This is a genomic window from Sphingobium sp. RAC03, assembly GCF_001713415.1.
In the GTDB taxonomy this organism is placed as follows: Bacteria; Pseudomonadota; Alphaproteobacteria; order Sphingomonadales; family Sphingomonadaceae; genus Sphingobium.
In genome coordinates, this window is sequence record NZ_CP016456.1 from 2,303,653 (window position 1) to 2,316,019 (window position 12,367).

9 protein-coding genes and 1 pseudogene are annotated in these 12,367 nt (G+C 63.0%); 1 reads left to right on the plus strand and 9 read right to left on the minus strand.

Features of this window, described 5'->3' with window-relative positions; all coding sequences use genetic code 11:
• Positions 1-18: 18 nt before the first annotated feature.
• On the minus strand, positions 19-1,332 hold the full coding sequence (locus BSY17_RS15730; RefSeq protein WP_069066180.1) for a lipopolysaccharide biosynthesis protein: 1,314 nt from the start codon (positions 1,330-1,332) through the stop codon (positions 19-21).
• Positions 1,333-1,451: 119 nt separating this feature from the next.
• On the opposite strand from BSY17_RS15730, the gene BSY17_RS15735 reads away from it, so the two are divergent.
• Complete coding sequence (locus BSY17_RS15735) at positions 1,452-2,222, plus strand: phosphocholine cytidylyltransferase family protein (RefSeq protein ID WP_037477105.1); 771 nt, start codon at positions 1,452-1,454, stop codon at positions 2,220-2,222.
• Positions 2,223-2,436: 214 nt separating this feature from the next.
• Here BSY17_RS15735 and lpdA read toward each other — a convergent pair whose 3' ends face one another.
• The 8 genes and pseudogenes from lpdA to BSY17_RS15775 all read right to left on the minus strand — a co-directional run bounded on the left by lpdA (position 2,437) and on the right by BSY17_RS15775 (position 12,365).
• Positions 2,437-3,837: a dihydrolipoyl dehydrogenase gene (lpdA, locus tag BSY17_RS15740; protein WP_069066181.1), complete on the minus strand. Its 1,401-nt coding sequence runs from the start codon at positions 3,835-3,837 to the stop codon at positions 2,437-2,439.
• Positions 3,838-3,887: 50 nt separating this feature from the next.
• Complete coding sequence (locus BSY17_RS15745; protein ID WP_069066182.1) at positions 3,888-4,151, minus strand: GIY-YIG nuclease family protein; 264 nt, start codon at positions 4,149-4,151, stop codon at positions 3,888-3,890.
• Positions 4,152-4,227: 76 nt separating this feature from the next.
• Positions 4,228-5,481 carry a 2-oxoglutarate dehydrogenase complex dihydrolipoyllysine-residue succinyltransferase gene (gene odhB, locus BSY17_RS15750; RefSeq protein ID WP_069066183.1) on the minus strand — a complete coding sequence of 418 codons (1,254 nt, stop codon included), beginning with the start codon at positions 5,479-5,481 and terminating at the stop codon, positions 4,228-4,230.
• 8 nt (positions 5,482-5,489) lie between these two features.
• On the minus strand, positions 5,490-8,285 hold the full coding sequence (locus BSY17_RS15755; protein ID WP_069066184.1) for a 2-oxoglutarate dehydrogenase E1 component: 2,796 nt from the start codon (positions 8,283-8,285) through the stop codon (positions 5,490-5,492).
• 91 nt (positions 8,286-8,376) lie between these two features.
• Complete coding sequence (gene sucD / locus BSY17_RS15760; RefSeq protein ID WP_069066185.1) at positions 8,377-9,261, minus strand: succinate--CoA ligase subunit alpha; 885 nt, start codon at positions 9,259-9,261, stop codon at positions 8,377-8,379.
• 98 nt (positions 9,262-9,359) lie between these two features.
• Positions 9,360-10,327: pseudogene (mdh, locus tag BSY17_RS22015) on the minus strand (malate dehydrogenase).
• Between the two features lie 467 nt (positions 10,328-10,794).
• The gene (gene zapE / locus BSY17_RS15770; RefSeq protein ID WP_069066186.1) at positions 10,795-11,907 is read right to left on the minus strand and encodes a cell division protein ZapE; all 1,113 of its coding nucleotides are present in this window, start codon (positions 11,905-11,907) and stop codon (positions 10,795-10,797) included.
• Positions 11,904-12,365 carry a PaaI family thioesterase gene (locus tag BSY17_RS15775; RefSeq protein ID WP_069066187.1) on the minus strand — a complete coding sequence of 154 codons (462 nt, stop codon included), beginning with the start codon at positions 12,363-12,365 and terminating at the stop codon, positions 11,904-11,906. Before BSY17_RS15775 ends, zapE begins: the two co-directional genes overlap by 4 nt.
• Positions 12,366-12,367: the final 2 nt, after the last annotated feature.

Consider the following 12,367-nt stretch of genomic DNA (forward strand, 5'->3'; position numbering starts at 1 on the left):
GAACGGCGGTTGGGTGGATTAGGCGTCGGCCGCCACGGCCCGACGACTGGCCCAGCCCATCATCGCGAAACCGGCCAGCGCAGCGACGATATTGGCGACCGCTGCGCCGATGGTGCCGTAGAGCGGTAGCAATGCGGCCTGCAGGCCAAGCAGCAGCAGGGTCGCGACGAAGGTGATGCGGAGCGACAGGCCCGCGCGGTCGGTCGCCATCAGCAGCGGGCGGTAGCTGACGCCGATCAGTTCGATGCAGGCGGCGATGCCGAGCAGCAGCAGCAGCGGATAGGCGGGCAGGAAGTCCGGCCCGGCGATGAAGCCCAGCAATGGACGGCCGATGGTCGCGATGAGCGCGATGATGACCGCGCCTGCGATCAGCGCCAGCCGGTTGGTGCGGCGGAACAGCGCGCCGAGCGCTTCCTTGCCATGGCTGCTGGTGCGCGACAGTTCGACGAAGATGCTGCGCGACAAGAGACTGCTGATCTTGGTCAGTGAATTGGCGAGCTGGTTGGCGAGGCGGTAGAGGCCTGCGCCCACCGGGCCGACGAAGGCGCCGACGATCAGTACCGCGACCTGCTGGCCGATCGAGGTGAGGCTGGTCTGGAGGTTGGTGGCGGTCAGGAAGCCGATGATGCCGGGATTTTCGCGGCGCGCATCAATCGCCCGTCCGGCGCGCCAATGGCCGATGCGGCCGTGGCCGACACGCAATGCCAGTCCCCAATAGCTGAGCGCGCAGAGCAGTTCGGCAAAGGCCCAGGCGATGAGGAAGCCGGTAATGTCGGGCATCCACAGCAGCGCCGCCCCGGCGCCGATCATCCGCCCCACCGGGATCATGGTTTCGGCGAGCGCGGCGCTGTCGAACCGGTCGAACAGGCGCAACAGGCCGGTCGGGCTGGAGCGGATCGTGATCATCATCACCATGCAGAAGAGCCAGACCTGCCAGGCCATATGCGGCCCGACTTCCAGCAGGTCAGCGAACAGGAGCAAGATGGCGGCCGCAATCAGTCCGCCCGCGACCGCCGATGCGAGGTCGATGAGGATGCAGAAGCGCAGCACCCGGTTGAGGGCGTCGCCATGGCCCGCGGTCAGATGCGGCTGGCCATAGCGGACGACGATCTGCCAGCTATCGAACGACACCAGCGTCTTGATGACCTGCGCGGCGCTCAGCACCAGGGCGAAGCGGCCGAAATCGGCGACGCCAAGCGTGCGGGTGACGATGGCGAGATAGGCGATGCTGAGGATCGCGCCGACGCCCTTGCCGCCCAGCAGCCAGCCGGTATTGGCCAGGATGCGCGAAAAGCCGTCGCCTGCCTGCCCCGATCCGCGTTTGACCTTCACGTCTGCCCTGGCCTTTCCCCCGGATGCCGGTCATCCGGCGTGCGCCTGTCTAGGGGGTTCGGGCCGTCGTGCAAACCCCGCCTTTTTTTCGGCCAAATTGCGGTTTAAGGCCGCGCGCTATGACGATCAGCAAAGCCATCATCCTTTCCGCCGGGCAAGGCTCACGCCTGTTGCCGCTGACCCGCGACGTGCCCAAATGCATGATCGAATTTAACGGGCGTACCCTCATCAGTTGGCAGGTCGCCGCTTTGGTCGCCAATGGCGTGACCGACATCGTGGTGGTGACGGGCTTTCGCACCGAGCGGGTCGAGGATCATGCGCTACAGCTCTATCGCGAGACGGGCGCGCGGATCCGCACGGTGTTCAATCCTTTCTTCCAGGTCGCGGACAATCTCGGCACTTGCTGGATCGTGCGGGAAGAGATGGACCGCGACTTCATCATCCTGAACGGCGATACCATCGTGTCGGACGAGATCGTCGCCAAGCTGATCGCCGGGGCGACCGACGCGATCACCGTCACCGTCGATGTGAAGCCCGATGGCGATTATGATGATGACGACATGAAGGTGAACCGCGACGAGAGCGGCCGCCTGCACCATATCGGCAAGCGGTTGCTGCCGCCCGACACCAATGCCGAATCGATCGGCATGCTGGCCTTCACCGGCGAAGGCCCGGCGATCTTCCGCAACCAGATCAACCAGATGATGCGGACGCCCGAAGGGGTGGAACGCTGGTATCTGCGCGCGATCGACATCATCGCCAAGGGGAACCGGGTCGGGACCGTGTCGATCGACGGTCTGCCGTGGCAGGAGGTCGATTTCCCGCAAGATGTGGAAGCGGCGGCGGCGCTGACGGCGCGGTGGGTCGATGAGGGGCGCTATCGGCGATAGGGCTTAACTTCGCACTTTTCCCGTAGATTTCGACATTTAATTTCTCGGTCTCGATTTTTTATTACAAACTTATTGGCATGTCGGATTGTAGCATTGTTGCCGCTTGTAGGACAGAGGCAGGCCGCGTTGGCCGGTCCGGCGCAGGTGCAGGCGCTCACATGAAAAAGGCCTCCGTTTTGCGGAGGCCTTTTTCATTTGCGCGAGGTGGCAGCGATCACATGTGGATCGGTTTGCCGGTCACCGCCATGGCGGCTTCCTTGATCGCTTCGCTGTGCGTGGGGTGGGCGTGGCAGGTGTAGGCAATGTCTTCGCTCGATGCGCCGAACTCCATCGCCTGTGCCGCCTGCGCGATCATCGTGCCGGCGGGCGTGGCGATGATCCAGACGCCCAGCACCTTGTCGGTTTCGGCGTCGGCGATGATCTTCACGAAGCCTTCGGGTTCGTGGTTGGTCTTGGCGCGGCTGTTGGCCATCATCGGGAATTTGCCGACCTTGATCGCGCCCTTTTCCTTGGCGGCTTCCTCGGTCAGGCCGACGCCCGCGATTTCGGGCTTGGTGTAGACGACCGATGGGATCAGGTCGTGGTTCACGATGCCGGTCAGGCCCGCGATATTTTCCGCGACCGCAATGCCTTCATCTTCGGCCTTGTGCGCGAGCATCGGGCCGGGAATGACGTCGCCGATCGCCCAGACGCCGGGCACCTTCGTGCCGAATTCATGATCGGTTTCGATCTGGCCGCGCGCGTTCAGCTCCAGGCCAATCTTGTCGAGACCAAGGCCATTGGTGTTGGGACGACGGCCGATCGATACCAGCACAACATCGGCTTCGATCGTTTCGGCGTCCCCGCCAGCGGCGGGCTCGACGGTCAGGGTCACGCCCTTGTCATGCGCCTTTGCGCCGGTGACCTTGGTGCCGAGCTTATAGTCGAAGCCCTGCTTCTTGAAGATCTTGTTGGCTTCCTTGCGGACTTCGCCGTCCATGCCGGGCAGGATCTGGTCGAGATATTCGACGACCGTGACCTTTGCGCCCAGGCGACGCCATACGCTGCCCATTTCCAGGCCGATGACGCCGCCGCCGACGACCACCAGATGGCCCGGCACCTTGTCCAGCACCAGCGCGCCGGTCGAATCGACGATCTTGCCGCCGTCATTGTCGACTTCGACGCCGGGCAGCGGGGTGACCGACGAGCCGGTCGCGATGACGATATTCTTCGCCGTGACCTTTTCGCCATTGATCTCGACCGTGTTGGCACCGGTGAAGCTGGCCAGGCCCTTGAGCCAGGTCACCTTGTTCTTCTTGAACAGAAATTCGATGCCGCCGGTCAGACCCTTGACCGCATCGGCGCGCTGGCCCTGCATGGTCGTGAGATCGAGGCTCATCTTGTCGATCTTGACGCCGAGCTTGGCGAGCGTGCCATTGGCCGCTTCGTCATAAAGTTCGGAGGCGTGCAGCATCGCCTTGGATGGGATGCAGCCGACATTGAGGCAGGTGCCGCCCAGCGTATCGCGGCTTTCGGCGCAGGCGGTCTTGAGGCCCAGCTGCGCGGCGCGGATCGCGGCGACATAACCGCCGGGGCCGGAACCGATTACCAGAACGTCATAGTCGAAATCGGACATGTGTCACCTTCCTCTTAGTGCTCCTGCGCACGCAGGAGCCCAGGGCGTCGTCAGAAAAGCGTCTCGAACAAATCGCGCCATTGCGGATTTTCCCGTTCGATCAACTCCATCTTCCAGGCGCGTTTCCATCTTTTGATCTGCACTTCGCGGAGCCTCGCTTCCTGCAGATCGTCATAAGCAGCGAACCATACCAACATGGTGCAGCCATGCTGTTTCGTAAAGCCATCCACCAGCTTGTTGCGATGTTGATATGCCCTGCTGGCCAAGTCGCTCGTAACGCCCACATAGAGCGTTCCGTTGCGCCTGTTGGCCATCAGGTAGACATATCCGGCTTTCGTTGCACGTCTCCGCCCTGGGCTCCTGCTTTCGCAGGAGCACTGTTGGCTTAGTTTACAGGTCGATCAGCAGGCGGGTCGGGTCTTCGATCGCGTTCTTGACCGCGACGAGGAAGGTTACCGCTTCGCGACCGTCGACCATGCGATGATCGTAGCTGAGCGCCAGATACATCATCGGACGGATCACGATCTGACCGTCGCGAACGACCGGGCGGTCTTCGATCCGGTGCAGGCCCAGCACGCCCGACTGGGGCGGGTTGATGATCGGGCTGGACAGCAGCGAGCCGAACACGCCGCCATTGGAGATGGTGAAGGTGCCGCCCTTCATATCTTCCATGGTCAGCTTGCCTTCCTTGGCCTTCTTGCCAAAGCCGCCGATGGTCTTTTCGATCTCGGCAACGCTGAGCGATTCCGCGTTGCGGATGACCGGAACGACGAGGCCAGTGGGGGCCGACACCGCGACCGAGATGTCGCAGAAATTATTGTAGACGATCTCGTCGCCTTCAATCTGCGCATTGACGCCCGGAATGTCGCGGAGCGCCATGCAGACCGCCTTGGTAAAGAAGCCCATGAAGCCCAGACGGACGCCATGCTTCTTTTCGAACAGGTCTTTATATTTGGCGCGCGCCTCGATGATGTTGGTCATGTCCACGTCGTTATACGTGGTCAGCATCGCGGCCGTATTCTGCGCTTCCTTCAACCGCTTGGCGACCGTCTGGCGCAGGCGGGTCATCTTCACCCGTTCCTGCGCGCGGGTGGGGCCAGCGGTAGGGGCATCGGCGGCAGGGGCCGAGGCAGGCGCGGACGCGGCGGCCTTGGCGGTGCCAGCGGCGACGGCGGCGGTGACGTCGTCCTTGGTCAGGCGGCCATCCTTGCCGGTGCCCTTGATCTTGGAGGGATCAAGGCCATGCTCCAGCACCAGGCGGCGCACGGCGGGGGAGAGCGTCAGATTGCCGCCTTCATCCTCGTCCGACGCGGCTGGCGCGGGGGCCGATGCGGCAGGTGCGGGGGCAGCGGCCTCCGCCTTGGCAGCGGGGGCAGCCGACGCAGCAGGGGCAGCGGCAGCGGCTGCGCCTTCGTTGACCATCGCCAGCAGCGCGCCGACATTCACGGTGTCGCCTTCCTTGGCGATGATGTCGCCCAGCGTACCGGCGACCGGCGAGGGCACGTCGACCGCGACCTTGTCGGTTTCCAGGCTGACGATGGGTTCGTCGAGCGCGACGGCTTCACCGGGCTTTTTGAGCCACTGGCCCACGGTTGCTTCGGTAACGGATTCGCCCAGGGTAGGGACTTTGACTTCGGTAGCCATGAGCTTGTTCAGCCTTTCTTCTGGCGTCGGATTTCTTCACGGACGCTGTGACCCAGCGCATCGGCGACGAGGGCGCCCTGTTCGGCGACATGGCGTTTGGCGAGGCCCGTTGCGGGCGACGCCGATGCCTTGCGACCGGCATAGCGGGCGCGCATCGGCGCTTTGCCGACGTCCGCCAGGGCTTCCTCGATATAGGGCTCCACATGGAACCACGCGCCATTATTGCGTGGCTCTTCCTGGCACCAGATCACTTCCTCCAGCTTGGGCATACGTTCCATGCGGATGGCGAGTGCTTCGGTGGGGAAGGGATAGAGTTGTTCGATGCGGACGATCTGGGTGTTCTTGTCCCCGGCCGCATCGCGCGCTTCCATCAGGTCGTAGGCGACTTTGCCCGAACACAGCACCAGCCGCTTCGTTTCCGCATCGGGTGCCGGATTCATGTCCGACAGGATGCGCATGAAGTGGGTGTCGCCCTGGAAATCCTCGGCCTTGCTCACCGCCAGCTTGTGCCGCAGCAGCGACTTGGGCGTCATGATGATCAATGGTTTGCGGAAGGGACGCAGCATCTGACGGCGCAGGACGTGGAAATAATTGGCCGGGGTCGTGATGTTGGCGACCTGGATATTCCCTTCGGCGCAGAGCTGAAGGAAGCGTTCCAGACGCGCCGAACTATGTTCCGGTCCCTGTCCTTCATAGCCGTGCGGCAACAGGCAGACGAGGCCGTTGGCGCGCAGCCACTTGCTTTCCGACGAGGCGATATACTGGTCGAAGATGATCTGCGCACCGTTGGCGAAATCGCCGAACTGCGCTTCCCACAGGACCAGGCTCTTGGGGTCGGCCAGGGCATAACCATATTCGAAACCAAGGACGCCATATTCGGACAAGGGGCTATCGAGAACCTCGAACCGGCCATGACGGACGGTGGAGAGCGGGATATATTTCTTTTCCGTATTCTGATCGACCCAGACCGAGTGACGCTGGCTGAACGTGCCGCGCCCTGAGTCCTGGCCCGACAGGCGCACGCCATAGCCTTCCGACAGGAGCGAGCCGAAGGCCAGCGCCTCGCCGGTTGCCCAATCGAAATTCGCGCCGGTCTTGAACATCTCCGCCTTGGCATCCAGCACGCGCTGGAGCGTCTTGTGGACGGCATGGCCTTCGGGAACGGTGGTCAGCGTCTTGCCCAGGCTTTCCATCAGCTTGGGCGCGATGGCGGATTCGACGCTGCGGCGTGTGGTTTCCGCGTCGGCCGGCTTGTGCAGGCCCGACCAGCGACCGGCGAACCAGTCGGCCTTGTTGGCCTTGTAGCTCTTCGACGCTTCGAACTCGTCTTCCAGATGGGTCACGAATTCGTTGGTCGCGCTGGCCACGAAATCGTCGCCGATCACGCCCTGTTCCTTGAGGCGCGAGGCATAGACGTCGCTGACCGGCGGATGCTGGCGGATCTTCGCGTACATCAGCGGCTGGGTGAACGAAGGTTCGTCGCCTTCATTATGGCCAAAGCGGCGATAGCACCACATGTCGATGACGATGTCGCGGTGGAAGGTCTGGCGATATTCGACCGCCAGCTTGCAGGCGAAGGTCACCGCTTCGGGATCGTCGCCATTGACGTGCAGGATCGGCGCCTGAACGCCCTTCGCCACGTCGGACGGATAGGGCGAGCCGCGCGAGAATTGCGGGCTGGTGGTGAAGCCGACCTGGTTGTTGACGATGAAGTGGATGCAGCCGCCGGTATTGTAGCCCGACACGCCAGAGAAGCCGAGGCATTCCCAGACGATGCCCTGACCCGCGAACGCCGCGTCGCCATGGATCAGCACGGGCAGAACCTGCTCATGCTTGTCGAGGTCGTCGCGGAAGGTCTGCTGCGCGCGGACCTTGCCCAAAACGACGGGATCAACCGTTTCGAGATGCGAGGGGTTGGGGACCAGCGACATATGGACCTTGATCCCGTCGAACTCGCGATCGGTGGAGGTGCCCAGATGATATTTCACGTCGCCCGAACCGCCGACATCTTCGGGGTTGGCGGTGCCGCCGGAAAATTCGTGGAAGATGACGCGGAAGCCCTTGGCCATCACATTGGCAAGGACGTTCAAACGGCCGCGATGGGCCATGCCATAGACGATTTCGCGCACGCCCGACTGGCCACCATATTTGATGACGGCTTCGAGCGCGGGGATCATGGATTCGCCACCGTCGAGGCCGAAGCGCTTGGTGCCGACATATTTGCGGCCCAGGAACTTCTCATATTGCTCGCCCTGGATGACCTTGGCCAGGATCGCCTTCTTGCCTTCCGGCGTGAAGATGATTTCCTTGTCCTTGCCTTCCATCCGGTCTTGCAGGAAGCGGCGCTCCTCCACATCGGCGATATGCATATATTCGAGGCCGACATTGCCGCAATAATTGGCGCGCAGAATCGCGACGATCTCGCTGACGCTGGCAAATTGCAGGCCGAGCGTGCCGCCGAGATAGATTTTCTTGTTGAGGTCGGTCAGGCCGTGAAATTCCGGCGTCAGGTCAGCCGGCAGATCGCGATGGGTCAGGCCCAGCGGATCGAGATTGGCGGCCAAATGACCGCGCACGCGATAGGTGCGGATCAGCATCATCGCGCGGATGGAATCTTCGGCGGCCTGCGCTATGTCCGCATCCGACACCGCCTTGCCCGCAGCTTTGGCAGCGGCCTTGACCGCGACCTGCATCTGCGTGGGGTCAAGCGCCCCGGTGAGGTCGTCAGTGTCCGACAACGGCCAGTTGGAGCGTGCCCAGCTAGGGCCTTGCTCGATCTCGAAATCCTGGTTTTCGTAACCCATAATATCTTGTCCGATCCGTGCCGCGTGCAGTCGCGGTGCGGGAAGTGAGCGGCCAGGGTGCAGCCCGGCCGCCTCTATATATAGTCGCTTTTTAGCCGTTCAGCACTTCGAGCAGAGTCGTGCCGAGTTCCGAAGGGCTGGCGGCGACCTTGATCCCGGCCGCTTCCATCGCCGCGATCTTGCTTTCCGCGTCGCCCTTGCCACCCGACACGATCGCGCCGGCATGGCCCATGCGACGGCCCGGAGGGGCGGTGCGGCCTGCGATGAAGCCGGCCATCGGCTTCTTGCGGCCACGTTTGGCCTCATCCATCAGGAACTGGGCGGCCTGTTCTTCCGCATCGCCGCCGATTTCACCGATCATGATGATCGATTCGGTCGCGTCGTCGGCCAGGAACAATTCCAGCACGTCGATGAAGTTGGTGCCGTTGACCGGATCGCCGCCGATGCCGACCGCCGTGGTCTGGCCGAGGCCCGCGTTCGAGGTCTGGAACACCGCTTCATAGGTCAGCGTGCCGGAGCGCGAGACGACGCCGACGCTGCCCGCCTTGAAGATGGAACCGGGCATGATGCCGATCTTGCACTCGTCGGGGGTCAGGACGCCGGGGCAGTTGGGGCCGATGAGGCGCGACTTGCTGCCCGACAGCGCGCGCTTGACGCGCACCATGTCGAGGACGGGGATGCCTTCGGTGATGCAGATGATCAGCGGGATTTCCGCGTCGATCGCTTCGAGGATCGAGTCCGCAGCAAATGGTGGCGGCACATAGACCACCGACGCATCGGCGCCGGTCTTGGTCTTGGCTTCCAGCACGGTGTCGAACATGGGCAGGCCGATATGGGTCTGGCCCCCTTTGCCCGGCGTGACGCCGGCCACCATCTGCGTGCCATAGGCCAGCGCCTGTTCGGTATGGAAAGTGCCGGTGGCACCGGTCATCCCTTGCGTGATGACCTTGGTATTCTTGTTGACGAGAATGCTCATAGACGGCCTCTGTCCTTAAAATTCGCGCCCAGGCGGTGGCTGAGGGCTAGATGAGTTGTGGGACTGGACCCCGGCCTTCGCCGGGGAACAGTTAAACGTTAGGCCAGCGAAGGATCGATCGCCTTGCAAGCGTCCAGCAGTTCCTTGACCGCGTCGACCGACACCTGGAGGTTGCCCTTGGCTTCCTCGTTCAGTTCGACCTCGATGACCTGCTCGACGCCGTCCTTGCCGATGATCACGGGGACGCCGACATAGAGATTGTCGACGCCATATTGGCCGGTGAGGTTGGCGGCGCAGGGCAGCAGGCGCTTCTTTGTCGCCAAGATAGGCTTCGGCCATGGCGATCGCGCTGGTGGCGGGGCGCATAGAAGGCCGAGCCGGTCTTGAGCAGGGCGACGATTTCGCCGCCACCCGAACGGGTGCGCTGCACGATGGCGTCGATACGCTCCTGCGTCGAACGGCCCTGCTTGATGAGGTCGGGGACGGGGATGCCCGCCACGGTCGAATATTCGATGACCGGGACCATCGTGTCGCCATGGCCACCCAGCACGAAGCTGGTGACGTCCTTGGCCGACACCTGGAATTCCTCGGCGAGGAAGTGATTGAAGCGCGAGAGCTGTCGAGGACGCCCGCCATGCCGACGACCTTATTGTGGGGGGAGGCCGGAAAATTCGCGCAGTGCCCACACCATCGCGTCGAGCGGGTTGGTGATGCAGATGACGAAAGCGTCGGGGGCGTTGGCGGCGATGCCTTCGCCCACGGCCTTCATGACCTTGAGGTTGATGCCGAGCAGATCGTCGCGGCTCATGCCCGGCTTGCGGGCGACGCCAGCGGTGACGATGATGACGTCCGCGCCTGCAATGTCGGCATAATCGTTGGAGCCGGTGATCTTGGCATCGAAGCCTTCGACCGCGCCGCACTGCGACAGGTCGAGCGCCTTGCCCTGGGGGATGCCTTCGACGACGTCGAACAGGACGATGTCGCCAAGGCCCTTCAGAGCGGCGAGATGCGCCAGCGTGCCACCAATATTGCCAGCGCCGATGAGCGCGATCTTCTTACGGGCCATATATCTGTCATCCTCCAAGTCTTGACTACTGGAATTGATGCCTCGCCTACGCCCTTCGACCGGGGGTTTCAACCTGTCAAAGGTGGGAAGTCGGATTTATCTTTGCAATTCATTCGCAGTTGCATTAAAGGCGATTCACACGCTGTCGCTGCCGGCTCCTACCCTGGCCGGTGAGCCTTCCCTGCAGCGCTACCCTGCCGGATGCCTTCCCGACGGAAGGCATCCGGTCTATTTTTCGCAGGATTTGGACAAGAAGATTGCGCCGTGATGACGGCGCTGCGCGCTATAACGTGCTGCGCAACAGGCAGTTACCCATAGGTCTTTATGTCATCCCCGCGAAGGCGGGGATCCATCTCCGAACCGAAAGCCAAGACGATAAGGGGGGAGATGGGTTCCCGCCTTCGCGGGAATGACGGTGATTGGTAAGCGATGCGCATTTCGCAACGACCCCCTGCCAGGGGAGGATGCTATTTGGGGCCGTGGCCGAGCGCGAGATAGTCGTCCGACTGCATTTCCATGAGGCGCGAGACGGTGCGTTCAAATTCGAACGCGCCATCGCCCTGTGGATAGAGTTGCGCGGGTTCCGCATCGGCCGAGGCCAGCAATTTGACCTTATATTCGTAGAGCGAGTCGATCAGCGTGACGAAGCGCGCGGCCTCGTTGCGGTTTTCCGGCCCCAGCACCGGGATGCCGACGATGATGACGCTATGATATTTGCGCGCGATCGCCAGATAGTCGGGCGCGCCGCGCGCTTCGGCGCACAGGCGCTTGAACGAGAAGACCGCGACGCCCTTGAGGCTTTTGGGCACATGCAGGGTGCGGCCGCCCTGCACGGGGATATCTTCGGACGGGACATGGGCGCGGTCGGACGGCGGATAGTCGGTCAGGCGGAAGAAGGCAGTGCTGAGCGCCGCCGTGGCTTCGTCGCCATTGGGGCAGTGCCATAGCGTCGCATCGCCCAGCCGGTCGCGGCGATAGTCGGTCGGGCCGTTCAATGTCTGCACATCGAGCCGATCCTTGATCAGGTCGATGAAGGGCAGGAACAACTGGCGGTTGAGGCCGTCCTTGTAGAGATCGTTGGGCACGCGGTTGGAGGTGGTGACGATCGTCACGCGCTTTTCGAGCAGTCCGGTAAACAGCCGCGACATGATCGCGGCGTCGGCCATATTATTGACCACCATTTCGTCGAAGCATAGCAGCCGCGCATTCTCGGCCAGCGCCTCTACCACCGGGGGGATGGGATCGCCGGTTTCGGACTTGCGCGCCTCGGCCAAGCGGGCGTGGACGTCGAGCATGAACTCGTGGAAATGGGCGCGGGCCTTGCGCGGGATTTTTACCGTGTCGAAGAACAGGTCCATCAACATGGATTTGCCGCGCCCGACGCCGCCCCACATATAGAGGCCGCGCGGCGGTTCGGGCGCCTTGCGCAACAGCCGCCACAGCGTCGAGCCGCGTTCGGGCGCGGCTTCCAACTGCTGTTGCAGGGTGTCGAGCCGCACGGCGGCAGCCCGCTGATCGGGATCGGCGCGCAATTCTCCGGCAGCGATCAACGCTTCGTAGCGAGCAAGAACACCGGTCATTTCGCGGGCGGGGCCTTACGGATGGTAGCGGTAGAGGCGGCGACGGGTTCGCCATCCTGCGTCATCAGCATGCGCAAGAACAATAGGCGGCCGGTTTCGCGCAGCAGGTCGACTTGCGCCAGCAGCAGCGGGCCGACGCGCCCGGCACCCAGATATTGCATCGACAGGTCGATGGTCACACCGTGGATCTGATCCGTATGCCCCATCGCCCAGAGCGCACCGAAATAGGCATGGTCGGCAAAGGCGGCGAGGAAGCCGCCATGGAGCGTATCGAGCCGGTTGCGATGGCTGGAGCGGGTTTCCAGCGCGACTTCCGCCCGGCCGGGCGAGAGTTCGCGCATATAGCCACGGCCAATAGCCTGCAAAAACGTATCGGGGTGCGGATCGGACCATGCGATCCAGCCCGCCCATTGCCCGTCCGTCAGTGGCTGACCCCCGGCGACACCATCACTGTTCAAGA

Coding starts and splice junctions, on each gene's coding strand:
- BSY17_RS15735 (WP_037477105.1), top strand. CDS start 1,452: ATGACGATCAGCAAAGCCATCATCCTTTCCGCCGGGCAAGGCTCACGC.
- lpdA (WP_069066181.1), bottom strand. CDS start 3,837: ATGTCCGATTTCGACTATGACGTTCTGGTAATCGGTTCCGGCCCCGGC.
- BSY17_RS15745 (WP_069066182.1), bottom strand. CDS start 4,151: ATGGCCAACAGGCGCAACGGAACGCTCTATGTGGGCGTTACGAGCGAC.
- odhB (WP_069066183.1), bottom strand. CDS start 5,481: ATGGCTACCGAAGTCAAAGTCCCTACCCTGGGCGAATCCGTTACCGAA.
- BSY17_RS15755 (WP_069066184.1), bottom strand. CDS start 8,285: ATGGGTTACGAAAACCAGGATTTCGAGATCGAGCAAGGCCCTAGCTGG.
- sucD (WP_069066185.1), bottom strand. CDS start 9,261: ATGAGCATTCTCGTCAACAAGAATACCAAGGTCATCACGCAAGGGATG.
- zapE (WP_069066186.1), bottom strand. CDS start 11,907: ATGACCGGTGTTCTTGCTCGCTACGAAGCGTTGATCGCTGCCGGAGAA.